Origin of the sequence: Paenibacillus hodogayensis, assembly GCF_039536325.1 — a bacterium.
Lineage (GTDB): Bacteria > Bacillota > Bacilli > Paenibacillales > NBRC-103111 > Paenibacillus_AB > Paenibacillus_AB hodogayensis.
In genome coordinates this window covers 541,377-557,252 of the sequence record NZ_BAAAYO010000021.1, presented here as the reverse complement: position 1 = coordinate 557,252, position 15,876 = coordinate 541,377, and the positions used below count along the sequence as shown (strand labels likewise).

The 15,876-nt window shown below is 46.0% G+C and carries 13 protein-coding genes; 8 read left to right on the top strand and 5 right to left on the bottom strand.

The features are described from left to right. The first annotated feature begins 163 nt into the window (after positions 1-163). Positions 164-3,127: a TIM-barrel domain-containing protein gene (locus ABD796_RS35330; RefSeq protein WP_344917438.1), complete on the top strand. Its 2,964-nt coding sequence runs from the start codon at positions 164-166 to the stop codon at positions 3,125-3,127. Positions 3,128-3,597: 470 nt separating this feature from the next. On the opposite strand, the gene ABD796_RS35325 is transcribed toward ABD796_RS35330, so the two are convergent. Together ABD796_RS35325 and ABD796_RS35320 are read right to left on the bottom strand one after the other, a co-directional pair. Beyond that, on the bottom strand, positions 3,598-3,729 hold the full coding sequence (locus ABD796_RS35325; RefSeq protein WP_344917436.1) for a hypothetical protein: 132 nt from the start codon (positions 3,727-3,729) through the stop codon (positions 3,598-3,600). A gap of 147 nt (positions 3,730-3,876) precedes the next feature. Beyond that, positions 3,877-4,761 carry a LysR family transcriptional regulator gene (locus tag ABD796_RS35320; RefSeq protein ID WP_344917434.1) on the bottom strand — a complete coding sequence of 295 codons (885 nt, stop codon included), beginning with the start codon at positions 4,759-4,761 and terminating at the stop codon, positions 3,877-3,879. A gap of 107 nt (positions 4,762-4,868) precedes the next feature. Here ABD796_RS35320 and ABD796_RS35315 point away from each other — a divergent pair, with 107 nt between their 5' ends. From ABD796_RS35315 to ABD796_RS35305, 3 genes are all read left to right on the top strand, one after another. After that, positions 4,869-5,435, top strand: a complete 567-nt coding sequence (locus ABD796_RS35315) for a chromate transporter (RefSeq protein WP_344917432.1) — start codon at positions 4,869-4,871, stop codon at positions 5,433-5,435. Continuing rightward, positions 5,435-5,989, top strand: coding sequence for a chromate transporter (locus ABD796_RS35310; RefSeq protein WP_344917430.1), 555 nt, complete (start codon positions 5,435-5,437; stop codon positions 5,987-5,989). The genes ABD796_RS35315 and ABD796_RS35310 overlap by 1 nt, the downstream gene beginning before the upstream one ends. A 180-nt stretch (positions 5,990-6,169) precedes the next feature. Further along, positions 6,170-6,982 carry a class I SAM-dependent methyltransferase gene (locus ABD796_RS35305; protein WP_344917428.1) on the top strand — a complete coding sequence of 271 codons (813 nt, stop codon included), beginning with the start codon at positions 6,170-6,172 and terminating at the stop codon, positions 6,980-6,982. Positions 6,983-7,182: 200 nt separating this feature from the next. Here ABD796_RS35305 and ABD796_RS35300 read toward each other — a convergent pair whose 3' ends face one another. Continuing rightward, entirely contained in the window at positions 7,183-7,920 is a 738-nt protein-coding gene (locus tag ABD796_RS35300) for a metallophosphoesterase family protein (protein WP_344917426.1), read from the bottom strand. A gap of 329 nt (positions 7,921-8,249) precedes the next feature. Here ABD796_RS35300 and ABD796_RS35295 point away from each other — a divergent pair, with 329 nt between their 5' ends. Beyond that, a complete protein-coding gene (locus tag ABD796_RS35295) occupies positions 8,250-9,137 on the top strand; it encodes a hypothetical protein (protein ID WP_344917424.1) in 888 nt (295 codons plus the stop codon). Between the two features lie 150 nt (positions 9,138-9,287). Next, the gene (locus tag ABD796_RS35795) at positions 9,288-9,611 is read left to right on the top strand and encodes a cyclic-phosphate processing receiver domain-containing protein (RefSeq protein ID WP_379120811.1); all 324 of its coding nucleotides are present in this window, start codon (positions 9,288-9,290) and stop codon (positions 9,609-9,611) included. 601 nt (positions 9,612-10,212) lie between these two features. On the opposite strand, the gene ABD796_RS35290 is transcribed toward ABD796_RS35795, so the two are convergent. Continuing rightward, on the bottom strand, positions 10,213-12,039 hold the full coding sequence (locus ABD796_RS35290) for a stalk domain-containing protein (protein WP_344917422.1): 1,827 nt from the start codon (positions 12,037-12,039) through the stop codon (positions 10,213-10,215). A gap of 187 nt (positions 12,040-12,226) precedes the next feature. On the opposite strand from ABD796_RS35290, the gene ABD796_RS35285 reads away from it, so the two are divergent. Further along, the gene (locus ABD796_RS35285) at positions 12,227-13,648 is read left to right on the top strand and encodes a PQQ-dependent sugar dehydrogenase (RefSeq protein ID WP_344917420.1); all 1,422 of its coding nucleotides are present in this window, start codon (positions 12,227-12,229) and stop codon (positions 13,646-13,648) included. A 430-nt stretch (positions 13,649-14,078) separates the two neighbouring features. On the opposite strand, the gene ABD796_RS35280 is transcribed toward ABD796_RS35285, so the two are convergent. Beyond that, the gene (locus tag ABD796_RS35280) at positions 14,079-14,303 is read right to left on the bottom strand and encodes a hypothetical protein (protein ID WP_344917418.1); all 225 of its coding nucleotides are present in this window, start codon (positions 14,301-14,303) and stop codon (positions 14,079-14,081) included. Positions 14,304-14,869: 566 nt separating this feature from the next. Between ABD796_RS35280 and ABD796_RS35275 the strand changes: the two genes are divergently transcribed. Beyond that, complete coding sequence (locus tag ABD796_RS35275) at positions 14,870-15,853, top strand: hypothetical protein (RefSeq protein ID WP_344917416.1); 984 nt, start codon at positions 14,870-14,872, stop codon at positions 15,851-15,853. The last annotated feature ends 23 nt before the right edge of the window (positions 15,854-15,876 follow it).

The window sequence follows — 15,876 nt, the reverse complement described above, 5'->3', positions numbered from 1 at the left end:
CCTCTCTCTATCGTATGTAGCTGCTTACAACATCAGGTTAACAAAGTTCCAATAAACCGTATACGTGATTGAGATGACATTTCCATTGCGTCAAATAACTAAATAAACTTATTTCATGAGTTTTAATAACATTTATAACTCATTCGTTACAGCAGGTGGTAAGATGAAGGTAACGGAGGTGAGAATTACGGATAAGCTATCGAACAGCTTGCAATTTGAACTGCATCAAGGAGGCTGGGTGCGAGTCAGCCCCGTTTCGTCCCATACGTTTCGGATCCAATACTCCAGCGGCGGAACGTTCTCCGATTCTGCTCTTATTCGCTACGGCATCCTTAAGCAGTCTGGGCACCGTTGCCCGATCACGACAAGCATGGACGGAGAGTCCGTTGTCGTCCGCACCGAGGAATGCGAGCTCCGTATCGCCCTATCCGACGGACAGTTTACGTGGTGCGGGATTCAAAGCCAGATGAGCCTCCGTACTGCGGCTCCGCCATGGTCGTCTGACGCCGGTGGCTTCGGGGTCTGGCTCGTCCTTAGCGACGACGAGTCTATTTACGGAATGGGAGATGTCGCACCTGACCGGATCGAACGGCGCGGTCAGAAGGTGGATATGTGGGTAGCCGGAACGAATTATCATGCTCCGATTCCTTTTGTGATGAGCAGCCGGGGCTGGGCGTTGTTAATGAATACGACATGGAAACATACGATCGACATCGGTTGTCAGGATAGCGACCAGATCCGGGTAGAAGGTCCGGAGGGTGAGCTTGATTTCTATCTCTATAGCGGCAAGGACTATGGGGAACTGCTGAACCGGTATACCGATATTGCCGGAAAGCCGCGTCTTCTGCCGCTATGGGCTTACGGTATGCACTATTATTGCACGGCGGAATCGGGCGGACGGCAAGTTTTGGAGGATGCGCTGAAATTCCGCCAGGAGGGCATCCCTTGTGATCTGATTGGACTCGCCGATGGATGGATGGATCCGGGACAGGAGGCTTCCGCTCCGTTACGCTGGGATACCCGGCGTTTGGTCGTCTCTTCGCAGGACATGCAAGGATCGCTTAATTTTATCGATACCCTTCATCGGCATGGCTTCAAGCTCAGCCTGTCGCTAGAATGCAATTACGACTTGTCTGAATACGAGGAACAGCAAGTGGGTGTACTTTCGACCGATGGGAACGCACCCATAAAATCATGGTTTGATTACGTGCGAAAGTTCGTCTCCGAAGGCGTGGACTCCTTCAAGGTCAATAGCGTTCATCAAACGCTGCCACAACCTGCCCGGTCATGGATGAACGGTATGCATGACAATGAACTGCACAATCTGTACCCTCTTATGCTAGGCAAGCAAATGTACAACGGATACCGCAGTCAGACCCGGAAACGGCCGATGATTCACGCTGTCGTTGGTTACACGGGCATGCAGCAATTTACCGCTACCGAAAGTGGCAAATACGGCTTGCGCGCGACCGCGGTTGTATCCGCACTCAATTCCGGTTTGTCCGGTCATGTCCATACGGCCATTCATATTCATGTCGATACTCCTGAAGGCATTCATGCCGGCTTTTTGCAGCCTTGGGCACAGAGTAATTCTGGCCGACATTTCCGACATCCTTGCTTTCTGGAGCACAATCAGCGTAATTTATTCCGAATGTATGCCAAGCTCAGATATCGTCTCCTGCCCTATCTTTACTCCGCAGCACATCACGCTGCCCTCACAGGTATGCCGATCGCAAGGGCAATGCCACTTATGTTTCCTGGCGATTCCGGCTGCCGCAATTTGTTCCAACAGTTTATGCTTGGAGACTACCTCCTCGTAGCCGTCTTCAGCGAACGCGTCTATCTTCCTGAAGGTCGATGGATTGACTATTGGACCGGAGATCGATACGTTGGGCCAGCAACGATCGAATACCGCCCTTCGGAACACGCAGGCGGGCCGTTGTTCGTGCGTGCGGGAGCGATTTTGCCTATGTGGCCGGATATGGAATACGTCGGTCAGAGACCTATCGATCGATTGCTTGTCCATATTTATCCTTACGAGCAAAGCGATACTCTGCTGTATGAGGATGACGGAGAGTCGTTTCAGTATGAGGTCGGTGAAGTGGCAGTCACTCGTTTTCTTTGCGATGCAAACCATGACCGTACCATCCTGCAGATTTGGCCAAGAGAAGGCGCGTATGCAAACATGCCGGAGCGTCGCAGTTATGAGATTCTCGTACATAGCGGCAGCAAGCCGGCCTCGCTTCATTTAAACGGCGAACGGTGTCCGGAGCAAACGTCGCGCTCCGCACAAAAAAAACCGCTATCCGGCTGGAAGTACGACCGGCTAACGGGTATTGTGCGCATTTATGCGGAGGAGTCTTTGGTTAACGGAGAGCCTGTGCGGATCGAGCTGTCATACGCCGCCGCTGCTCACAAACAACCCGGCATGCAGGCAATAGGGAGAAGCGATACAGTCCCTTCTCCAATTGAAGGAAACGGTAGCGCCGCAGTACGACGCGATTCTGAGCGATGGCTCCATATCGCACTTGACACATGCCGTTATGACGAGGTGAGCGAAGCCTTGAACGTTTGGTGGAGCAACCGGATCGGGGCTTCCACCGGACCCGATAACTGGCGGGTACTGCTGCTGGAAGGGTGCTTGCTGATCGTCCGTCATGCCGAGCGCCGTGGCTGGAGTCTCGGTCAAAGCTTCGGAATCGCAGACAACCCGCTGGCCCAACTGGAAACGAAATCTCCGGAGGAAGGCTTGGAGTTGCTGCGGCGGTTAGCAAGAGAAGTTATTGCAGCAGCGATAAAAACCTCCGAATCGGTCGGACACCCGGTTATCCGCGAGGTTATAACCCATGTGCAGCAAAGCTTGCATAAAAAGCTGTCGCTTCAAGAGCTTGCCGATCAAGCAGGCTTCCATCCCGTCTACTTAAGCCGCTTGTTCAAAAAAGAAACCGGTCTATCATTCACCGATTATGTGATGCAACGACGTATGGAACGCGCAAAGGCGCTGCTCGAATCCGGCATGAAGGTGTACGAAGCGGCCTCACTCAGCGGCTTTGCCGATGTCAGTCATTTCTCGCGCATATACAGCCGTTATTGGGGACGCCCTCCCGTCAGCTTCCGCCGAAAATGACAAGCTTGCAGAGTGCTATATTTATACTTGAAAGCCGCAGAGGCGGCCTTGATCACGTCAAACACCCGCCGCCAGCCGTCGGAAACAATCGCCGCCGTATTCGTCTTCAGATCGACCCGAGGCAGCTGAAGTGTTTGAAAAACTGCTTCCTCCATAGTTATAATCGATAATCCTAAAGATTACTTGTTTTTAGTACACTATACTCCTGATAAGTTTCCCATTCGTTAGAATTACCCTGTCCGTTGAGCACAGGCAGCCGATCTTTCTAGGTGGCTGCCTTCGTATTTTTATTAAGCTTTCGTACTCTGTTAACTCGGAAACCTACGTCATATATCCTTATTTTGATGATTCTATTTAATTTCGATATTTGAGCCATTCGGGTTAATATTCACCCGATGTTTCAAGTGGCACTATACTATTTGGCGCTCCAAGAGTGAGTACGGGTGCCAGTCCCTTCCCGCTTCTATTCATCACTTGTCCCACATGTCTCGCAATTCTCGCACCGTCCTATCCACGAGCTGCTTCCCCGCCTCCGCGCCGACCGGATTATTCGCCGGGATTGAGCCGTAGCCTCCTCCTTCGATCGACTTGAGACTAGGCAAATAAGTGCCTCCTCCTGCAAGCTGAACGAGAAACGAAGTGGCCTACTGTTAAAAATCAAAAGTACCAGAATGGTTCTGGTACAAAGTCAGACCTTAAACGGTATCCTTGGGATGGACCGAATCCCTTGTACCTCAAGCTTCAAACATTTAAGGCCCCAGAGACTGCGTAGATTCTATGTGGAAAAGAAGGGCCCTCAACGGAGCTGTCAGATATTTATCTCGATGGTGAACTGCAATCAAATCATTTTTCAACAAGAGATCTTGAACAGACAGTGAAATCAATTTCCCCTGCGAGAGCAGCTCACCTACAAGAACATCCGGCAAAATCGTTATGCCGAATCCAGCCTTCGCAGCCTCTATCAATGCTAGGGAATTTACGCTTGTCCATACAGGTTGCGCGGTATGTCCGGCCAAATAAAGAACACTGTCTAAAGTATCGCGGATCGCACTGCCCTTTTCACGCAATAATAGTTTTTCAGTGCAAAATTCTTGCAGAGTCAACTCCCTGTGAGTGATGAGATAGTCCGGAGCGCACACAATATATAACGGATAGGAAGCAAAAGGGATACTTATAAAAGGACCTTGGGGAGCCGCACCCTCAATCAAAGCAATATCAGCTTTACCGTTCCTCAATATTTCAATAGCATTTGCTGCGCTCACCACATCGACATTGATAGGTATATCAGGCCAATCTTTTTGAAAGGCTTTCAATATTTTAGGTAACCAGAAAGCTGCAATTGTAATACTGGAAACAATATGCAGGGGGGCTCGTTTTTCCAAAAAGTTGATACGCGCATCTAAAGCTTCGCATGAAGCTAAAATCGGTAAAATTTCCTCCAGCAAAAGCCGGCCGCTTTTTGTAAGCTGAACACTTTTTGACAAACGGTCAAATAATGCCGTCCCTGCCCTTTCCTCCAGTTCTCGTATCGCATGGGAAACAGCCGATTGCGTGATATATAACCTTTCCGCAGCTCTTGTAAAGTTTCCCGTTTCTGCTACTGCCCGCAATATTTCAAAATGCCGAAGCGTCATAATTATGTTTCTCCTCATATGAGTAAAACTAATCACTATTGCAAAATAATATCATTTTACTAATAGTTCGACAACCTCAATAATAAGGGTGATAAGGAGGTGATCAGATGATAAGCCAAAGAACCAAACTATGTATCTGGCTTCTGGGAATAAATTTATTTATCAGCACATTTACATTTGGTGGCGGATATGTTGTTGTTCCGATGATTCGGAAATATTTTATAACCAGAAAAAAACTATTCAGCGAAGATGATCTCGTCGATATGGCTGCTATTGCACAGTCTTCACCAGGAGCAATTGCAATCAACTTGTCAACACTCGCAGGTTTTCGTGCAGCAGGGATGACGGGGGCTGTGATTAGTTGTATTGCCGCTGTTATTCCGCCGCTCGTCATACTAGTTTTCATATCCCTATTTTATTTTGCTTTTGCGATGAATCCTTTAATCTCAACAATTTTGAGAGGCATGCAGGCAGGCGTGGCAGCACTTATCGTTGATTTCGTTGTTGATATGTGCAGTATGATGATCAAGGAACGTTCTTTACTTCTTAATCTGGTGATTCCGACGGCATTTTTGGCAAACTTTATCTTTGAAATCAATGTGGCAATTATCCTCGCAGTGTGTTGTTCTTTGTGCATGATGCGAGTGTGGCTGAATGAAAGGCGGCAGAAATAATGGGGGAATTATGGCAACTGGTGATTGTCTTCTTTCAAATCGGTTTCTTCAGTATCGGCGGAGGATACGCAATCATCCCGCTTATTCAGGAACAGGTAATTGAAAAAAACGACTGGATATCCCAACAGATTTTCACCCACATCATTACCATATCGCAAATGACGCCCGGCCCTTTAGCAGTGAATGTCTCAACGTTTGTTGGAATACAGATTGCAGGGATACCAGGTGCAATAATCGCAACATTCGGCTGCGTGATTTCAGGTGTTGGCATTTCTATTTTGCTATATCGCTTTTTCCAAAGACACAATAAATCGATCTATGTGGTAGAAGCTTTGAAAGGCTTGAGGTCGGCTTCACTGGGGCTTATTATGTCCGCTGCTTCAACAATATTGCTATTGACGTTTCTTGGGGAATCAGAAATAAGCGCAGTTGCTGATGTGGATTGGATTGCCGCAGCTATATTTACAGGTTCTTTATTTGTATTAAGAAAATGGAAAATGAATCCGATCTTTCTCTTGGTTCTGACGGGGATTCTGGGAGGCATTATTCAATAAAAATCGGCTCTATGTCTGCGAGATCAAATGACGCTGGATGGATGATTTTAGGTGGATTTGTTCATCTAAAAATGGTACATTTTTTTGGGATCAATAGCGCAGAGTGTTCATGTTCGATATGTGTTGTTGAGATACGCGCAAGTCGTGATATACGTTTAGACTTTTGGGGAGGGCATCGGCATGGACAAGAATTCTGTTTATAAAACAAACATTATAGGCGCTGGCGAGGTTGGTTGTGCGATCTCGGTCGACATGGATAAGAATTCTGTTTATAAAACAAACAGCTTCTATTGGGATACAAACGGAAATGACTTCTTAGGAGCAATCGTGCTTCCTTTTTATGGAGCATTTGTCTCAGAAGAAAAATGCCAGCTTTTTGGCGATGTCTCCGGGAAAAAGATGCTGGAGATAGGCTGTGGAAACGGTCAATCCTTGCAATATCACGGGGAACGCAAAGCATCAGAACTATGGGCTGTGGATATATCAGAAAAACAAATCGAAAAGGCAACGCAACATTTGACGGCATGCGGTCTTTCAGCCAAATTGATCTGTTCTCCCATGGAAGAAGAATGTGGCATACCAGTGGATTATTTTGACTTTGTTTATTCCATTTATGCCATAGGCTGGACGACCGACCTTGAGGGTACTTTTTGCCGGATCGCTTCTTACCTTAAAAAAGACGGTGTATTTATTTTCAGTTGGTCTCACCCTGTACACAAATGTGTGGTTGCAGAAAATAATATGCTTGCTTTTAAAAAATGTTATTTCGATGAGTCTTGGTATTCGGTATCTCTTGATGAAGGTGCGCTAACATTATCGGATCGGAAACTATCCACCTATGTGAATGCGTTGGCAAAAGCGGGATTTGTCATTGAGCAAATGATTGAGCAATCTGATGATGAAATTATGCAATCGCGGGACGATAACAGCGATTTTGCAAAAAAAGCAAAGATGCTTCCTGTAACTTTTGTAGTCAAGGCAAGAAAACTATAGTATCCGATAGCTTAATCATCATGACTAGTGCCCCATCTGAGATTGTAGCTGGCTATGAATCTATTTGTTCGCGAGCTAACGAATGAAGAAGGAAATACTCCTTCATATCGCCCGCAGAGGTACTGAATCGGTGGAGGTTCGACGAGCCTTGCTTATCCTTGCCTCTGCACAAAAAGCAGAGGTGTTGCGGAGTGAACAAGTTACCCGAGTTGACCGACATGAAAAACCTTTAGGATAAACTCACGGTCCGGAACCTTCAACCTTGAATAGGATTTCAGAAAGTCTGTATTGTCATAACTAACTTCGTTTAATTCAATCTTTGATTGATTCCCGGCTATATGTACAAGTACATAACGAGCGGTTGGTTTATCATTACATCCAAGCGAACCCGGGTTTACATACGTTCGAGAGCGGTGATTAACATAATGAACAGGATGATGATGACCAAAACAAATGAGGTTTTCTTGACGATCAGCGAATAACTTTGATAAATTATCCAGACTTGGTTCCACAATCGAGCTAAATGGATCTTTACTGATGTGCTCATACAGTTTTTCTTGATTAATGTGGTAATGCGTCATTAAGATTTCAATGTTATCTTGTGTAAGTTCTATAACCCTCGGCAAACGCTTCAATTTTCCAATAAAGGAAGCATCAATCCTACTTGCTATCCATTCATGATGATTCCTAACATTGGAGTGACTAGTTGGATAGTCTTCGCCATGAAGTAATGCCAGAACAGCCTCATCATGATTACCTGTTACCATTGAAATATCATCCCTAGAAAACAACATATCGAGAACTTCATTACTATCCGGACCAATTCCGATCATGTCGCCAAGGCAAAATATACGCTTTACGCCTAATTGATCAATTGCTTGGAGTACTGCCTTTAAAGCAGGTAAGTTTCCGTGTATATCCGCAATAATAGCAAACATCTATGAAATACATCCCCTTCTTCAGTTCCCTCGCCTATTCTCTATAATAGCACTTATTGCAACAAAAACTGCCCGTTAGCGCAATGACCTAGATTTCTCTCTGTGATAGGACAAGAACTTGATGTAAAATATAGCTAGAAAATTATGGAGGTGAAGGTGTGTATGGCTACAAATAATCAGCGTCAATGCGAACGAATACTATCGGACAGATTAATGGAACCCCAATACATTCAACTCCTCCATTTTATAGTTGATCGGCCCGGCCGCGCCGCGAGGACTCGCCCTCTGCCGCTAATGGTGGGGGAATCTTCCTCGGAAGGGCCATGCCGATGAGGAATGTTGCGGAGGGTCAACAGGAGCACGAGCAGCAGGAGCACATCGAGACGCTGCCGCTGTTCTCCACCACGGACACGAACGGACGAATGACTCTGCTCCGGCCGGGACGTCGCGTCGGACGCGCGGCTCCGCTGCTGCCGCAGTTGCTCGTAGCCGCTGCACTGTGGGCGTTGACAGGCTCCGTGCCGTTCGGCGCCCTGCTCGGCCTGGCGCCGACACCGGCGATCAACATGCTCCTCGGTCATCCGGTCACGGTGTGCGTCGCCGTGGCGCTGCTGTTCGTCGCGATCGGTGTGACCGTCGGACTGTACTCGCGAGCGATCGAGCAGTTCGGACAGATCAGGGTCGCTGGCCTATTCGCGACGCTCGCGGTCGCAGGAGGACTCGCCGTAGATGCGGGAGTCCTCTTGCTCTGGACGTTGACAAGCGATTCGTCGCGCCCCTTCGACCTCGAGGCCATCGCGACGTCGCCGACGATCCCGCAAGAGCTCGGCGCCCTCATCGGAGCCGGCTTCGCCCTCTGGGCCACCATCGCGCTCCTGCGGTTGCCCGGCTCGATCGCCCACGCCCGACGGCGTCAGTCGGACATCGAGCGCCTCCGCGCGGAGGGCTCGTCATTCGCCGGGACGCTGACCGTCGTGAGCTTCACGAACCGCTGGCTCTCTAATTACCCGATGTTCACGGTCGAGGTAGGTTACATCGTCGACGGTGCTCCTCGTGTCATCTCAGCACAGATGCGCACCACCGCCGACCGCGTCCCCGTCGTGGGCTCGCGCATGCTCGTGCTGACCGACGGTCGCGGAACCACCCACGTGGAGCTGGACCGGTCCAATGGAGCCACATTCGAGCCGGACGGAAAGTACGCCGCACCGGACGGCTGATGCTGCGGCCTCTTCGACCGGCAACGATTCCAGCTTTCCCCCACTTGGCTTTCCGTTGGAATTTTATCAAATTCATTTGCCCAAACAATTATGATTGCTGCTTCATACAATAAAGCACATTTTGTTATTTACATTGTAGGTGACTAACTCATGATCAATGTGTTTCTGGACGATCTACGTCCATGCCCAAAAGGATATAAATATGCTCAAACTGCCGACGAATGTATAAAACTGATTACAGACAATAAGGTAAATGCATTGTCATTAGACCATGATCTAGGTTTTGGCAAACCATCTGGTTACGAAGTAGTAAAATACATGGTACAGAACAGAACATACCCAAAAAAGATTGTTATTCATTCTGCTAACCCATTTGGAAGGTTTAGAATGGTTGAACTCTTAACTAAACATAAGCCAAGAAATGTTGACCTTATAGTTAGACCAGAACCGTTATTTTTCAATTTTCGATTATAATTGCTATTCGTTTGTATAAGGAGGGCAAGGTCGGCCCTCTAAAGTCCATAGGCACTTCTTCAGACTTCATAGTTTGAAAAAGACCATCCTGTGGATAGTCTTTTGGAATCGCAAGTTTTCTTTGTTTTTGTTATAGCTTTCCAAGAGTGCTTCAATTGCGCCATGATGATGTGCCAGAAGAACGTCGCAACCTCCTTACCCAAACTTTCCCTTGATTTCGTTCGTCTTCCCGGCAGCAAAGACGGCCTGCGTTACAGCAACGGCTGCAGCAGCCGCTCGAAGACGTGCAGCAGCTTGTCGCTCATTCTTCTGAAACCGAGATCGTTCGGGTGAATGCTGTCCGCCGATCATTCGCCGTAATCGTCGCCGAGCAATTCGGCTCCTCCGCATTAATGCGGCCCGCGATTTGCTGATCAATTCGCAGATGACTGTCGGGGAGATTTCCGAATATTTGGGGTTTGCGAGCAGTCTTCCACTCATCTGAAAGAAAAAACGAAAGTATGGCGTGAATAAGCCCTTGGAATATCATTAATGAAGCAGACTTGCGTCTACATAAAACGACACAAGTCTGCTTCATTACATGTAAAGATATGCTGTTTATTTAATGGTTTTGCCCAGAATTGCTCAAAACAAAAGAATCCAGTTTTCCGTCCCATTCCACTGCTACCTTCACAATGTCATCTTTTGTAGGCAATACGATATTATCATCATACTCATCATATATGATTTTCCCGTCTGAACTTAGGGTATAGCCCGTTCCTTTATTGCCTGCGTTCCCATATGTAAAGTCTACTGTGCCCACCTTTTTCATATCGGATCCTTTATAAGTCAGTATTATCCTACTGTAAACCTTGTTTTTTCCATTTCCGAAGTCCCAAACCGTATCTTCTAATGCAGCAGACCAAAGACTACCTTCACCTTGATACTTCAACATATAGTCATAGTTTATCATCACTTCATTATCGGCGTTCGCACCCGATGCCAGCAACCACTTGTCATTTACCTTTTCTAGTTTTACGGTCATTTTGTACGGAGAATCATACTCGGTGGTATGGAACTCAACGACAACAACATTGCCTTCTTGGCTGATGATCTTGGCGGTATCCATGAAATACTTTGATGCCGACCCGTGTCCTCCATTGTTTGTGTTTACATAAAGCCGCCCTTCATATTCCTTATACAGAGGAAGGCCTGCATCTTTGGATTCCAGATAATGGGCGTAAAATAGCTTTTGAGCGAGCTCTTTTGTAAATACATCCTCTACTACTTTTTTTAAATCCGCTATGGATTTGACGTTCTCGGTATCCAGTCCCGTTTTCCATCTTTCCCCGGTTACAAGGGAGTACTCTTCTTCGCCGGGAATGGTTTTCGTCGCATCTTCCGCAAACCATCCGGATCCGTTAAACATTCCATAAACGCCTGTTGCCTTCGGTATAAGCCGGTTGAGAATATCCTTTACTTCATTGTCACTAAGCTTTCCATTTACATGAAAACTGGTTTTAATCGTATTTACGTATTTCGACATGGAGTTATATTGTGCCGTTAGCTCCTCCTTGTGCGGATCATATTGTACATCGCCTGGAGTGCTTATCGCGAATACTCTGTCTCCCCGTTCTCCAATTTTCGATACATGACCGGTTTCCATAGCCGTTTGACCGTTCTGACTCCAATCCGCTTTGGTCCATATGCCGATCGAAAAAACAATTCCCCCGTATTCTTTGTTTGCTTTATCAATAAAACTAATATTTTCGAATTTTGAAGCTTCATCTAAGACTTCCACCACATCATATTTCCCCTCCCAGCTCTTGGGAAGCTGGAGGGTGAAGTTGTTTTTTTTGTTTTCATATACGATGCTTGGAGCCGCACCCATGATATGGCCATTTACACGACCCACATGGAGCGTAACCGTCGAATACGTTCTAAAATCCCCCAAGCCCTCCGAAACGAACGTTTGAGCGTCTACCCCAAAATCATCTCCATGAATCGCAACCTCGCCGATTTTTTCACTGTTATCGTTATAAAACATAAGGACGGCCTCAACGGAATTTTTGGTACTCCCTACACCTTCGATTTGCAATTGACCGGTAACTTTGGTGTTGCTACCGTTTTTAGTTAAGATTACATTGCCAACAAATATCCCCTTGTAATCCGGATCCGATAAGTCAAGCTTTTGATTTTTGACAAAAATCTTTTGCTGCTCCTGGTCATAGTCGATCGTTGCACCCAATTGCTCGGCTACAAATCGAATCGGAACGTACGCATGACCGTCTACATTAAGTACTTTATAATCATCGTCCAAGGAAGTATTATTTCCGTTTATTTCGAAATGGGCAGGAAATAATATCGCCTGGATGGAATCTGACGCAAATGTTATAGAAGAACATGCAATGGCTAAACCGAAACATAAGCCCACGACAAATTTTTTCATTAACGCACCTCTTTTTATGTTTATATCATTAGACGTTAATGGGTGGACTTAGTTGCAATGAATGTTAATGATTTCCTTATTCAGTGAAGACTCTCCGCTGCCGTAGTAGCTGGGTACTTCTGGTAATAATAATAAGCTCTAATCATATTCTTATAAAAGAAAGCAATAAAAAGGAGGGTAAGCTGACTTGAAAAAAGTTAAAGTTAGATTGCGTCCCATTGTTAGTAAGCTAAATCTACCCACTGTTTTGAAAACAGCTATACTTCCGGGCGATTCGATCGAAAGATTATTTATTGCAACCCAGGTAGGAGAGATCTTTTACATAGGAAACGGAGCTATAAGGACTTTTTTAGATATTCGCCCGCGAATCATTAAGCTAGGTGTTTCTAGTGGTGGATATGATGAACGGGGATTGCTAGGGCTAGCATTTCATCCCGAATTTTATTATAATCGTTTGTTTTATCTCCATTATTCAGTAGCCGGAACCCAAGGTCCAGGTGCTCTTCCAGGTACTTTTGAATCGTTTAAGCCTAAACCGTGTGATCCTGGAACATTAAGCTTAAAATGGATAAATAGAGAAATACAATACGATCATATCGATACTGTTGAAGAATGGATGTTGCATTCGAATGGCCAACCTCAAAAACGGCGGACATTGCTTAATATAAGAAGACCATTTTTAAACCATAATGGTGTCAATAGCCTAAACTTTTCACCTGAAACAAGAAAACTTGTTTTGACAACCGGAGATGGCGGATCAGGCTACGACCCCTTTAATTTAAGCCAAGATGTCATGGAAATCGCAGGTAAAATCATTGAAATAGATGTCACGAAGCATACATACATCGATAATCCGCCTGTAGTTACACGTTTTAATGAGTTACCCGTGCTTATTCAGGAAACGCTCACGGTCATTGCCAAAGGAGTTCGCAATATACCAGGCATTTCATTTCAAAGGTTTCATGATAATCAGTATATCAAATACGCAGGGAATGTCGGTCAGGACTTGGTAGAGTCGATTTTTTCATTCGTTCATTATAAACCAATACCGGTTACCCAGCTCATCAAGGCTTCTTTAGAGAACTCTGAACTTGACCAAGAAGGATTTGTGAACTTTGGCTGGCGGGGATGGGAAGGCGCTTTTCCTACTTCGATAATAACAGACTGCTCTACAAACCCGGCTTTGAATGAGAAAACAATTGCTTATTACGATGAAGCTGTAAAAACGTCAATTCGGTGTCTTCAACCTCTCATTAGTTACTTTCATGAAGATCCCCGAACCGATAAGTTTAGAGCCACTGCACTTACGGGTGTACAGCCCTATATGGGAAATGAAATCCATGAGTTATCGGGGAACGTTGTGTTTATCGATCTAGCTCGGGGTAAAGAATCTCCGGTTAGAGGGGTTTTAGCCTATACTAGGGTAAAAACAGATTGTATACAGAATGATTTCAGTATTATTGAAACCGATTATAATTTCGGATCTCAATCGGCTTATTATGTTAGTTTGGGAACGAACCTGAATCAAACAAGACTTTATTTAGGGGTTTATGGCTCTATGAAAGTGGCTGATTTTAACCAAGGTACTGTTTTCGAAATAATTCCATGATTGTTTTGAGCCTAGAATCATTCGTGTTCACACTTTGAGGAGTGGGCGCAGGTTTTTCCTAAAGAACCGCCCCCGACAATACCCAAGAACGTCACTTTTGCGCGCGGCACTCCGTACTCGTCTTTCTCGTCCGTCAGCCTTACCCGGTTCGCCGGGTTAGGCAGACTTCTCCGACCAACGTGACTCTTACGTATTAATAATAATTCAGCAGAGTCTCTCGGAAACGCTCCCATATCTTACCCTCTTTGCCATATGCGATTTAGTTTATCCCAATTATTTCCTGAGCAATGAGAAACTATTCCAATACGACGTACTGGCTCTTAAGATGGCCGGCTGCTCCTTCCTCGTTGTTATACTCTTCTGTCCGTTCGTAATGATATCAATCAAAGTGGTGCGGGTTTGCAGCCACTGTATAGTTAAGATTAATTCGTTAAGGTCTTTCTTTGGCTTTGACATTCTTCCCCTCATGATAGTCTTCCCATAGTGGGCCGATGTATTTTTCTAATGTTTTTACGACGTCATCTCTTCGGCTCTCTTCAACATTTACAGTGTCATTTGAAATATCATTTCTAATTCGTATGAGCACAAATAAAGGAGGTAATACGGCCTCACGGAGAGCCTTAATCATGATTTCTTCTTGTGGAGTAATATCCATATCGTATCTTTTTTCCTTTCTTCTCGGAGATAATCTCATTATAAACAAAAACCATGGGAATTTTGAACTTGCGTTCCAAGAATATAATAAGAGTTTCCGCCCTTTCATCGAGGAAGTGCAAGCAAACGCGGAAATGATGGTAGATTTTCTTGTCCCACGAACTGAAGAAGCCATTCGCGAAAGAATTTCGCAAGCGGCATCCATCAAGGACATCTAGGGACTAATCTGTGGATAATGAGAGGGCTTATGCCAGTTATGCTAACTGGGAACGTTTCTTCCTTTCGTTCATGACATTTATGCCACTGAAAAAGTCCTCTCCCTTCATTCCATGATGCATTGTCACAGGATGGTGCGTCATGTTTGCGAGATCAAATAGACGCCGAATGGATAATTTTAGATGGATTTGTTCATAGAAAAATGGTACGTTATTTTGAGATCGATAGCGCAGAGTGTACCTATTGAACTGATCGGGATAATCTGTAAGATGAATGTTGCGAGGGATTCGGAAAACGCTTTCCGGCTTAAACGGAAATCGATTACTGAGACGTAAGGAGGAAACTCTTGTAATGAAACGCTTGCCTCTCTCGCTTAGGTGGAACTCCTTATTCGTCAAACTGCTTTCATCGTTCCTGCTGCTGGTCGTCCTGCTGCTTTCGTTCAATCTGTTTTCGTTTGCTTTCTTTAAAACCAACATCCATGAGGACATCGTCAGCTACAATATGCTTGGTATGGCCAAATCGGTCGAAAGCTATGAGAAGCATTTCAGTCTGATCGAAATCAATCTGCTTCAGCTAGGCCTTAGCCGGCCGATTGCGGCTCTGGACAAAAGTGCGGACAACTATGATTACAACGTCGCCTCACAGGCGATCGAGAAAATTCGGACCTTGACCGGCAATCCGCTGTTATTTATTAATAATATCTTCCTCTATGCCGCGAATCGTCCGTTCTTTCTCGAAAAAAACGGCACCGGTAAAACATCGGAGCTGTTCGTCAAGCAATACGTCAGCACCACCTACGACACGGCCTTCTGGGCGAAGGAGCTACCTGGAAACGCCTCGACGTTCCGATTCTATCCGGCTGCACATTTTTATTCCGATATTCCGATCAACGGCGTCTCCGATAAAGGAAATTTGTTTCCGATCGCGGTCCAATCCGGCTCTTATACGATCCTTTCCTTTCTCGACGCGGGCAGTCTGTTCGACCGGTTCCATGTGTCCTCCGACGGCCATTTCGTCATTCTCGATTCGGCCGGCAAGCTGCTGTTCCGAAACGACGATACGGCGGATGTGGACTTGTCGGCCGTTACGTTCTCGGCGGGAGAAGGCCATGTGCGCATCGGCGACAATTACTTGTTCTATCGAAAAGGCGTCGACACCGGCTTCACCTACATTAACATCGTCCCTTTCTCGCATTTAGCGAGCCAGATATCGCGGCTAAACACCGTACTCGCCGCCGTGCTGGGCAGCGCGCTGCTGATCGGCTTCCTGCTCTCGGTCGCGCTTAGCATCAAGTTCAATCGCCCGATCCGCAAAATGATATCCGGCTTTTAGAAACAAGGCTCGCCTCGAATCGC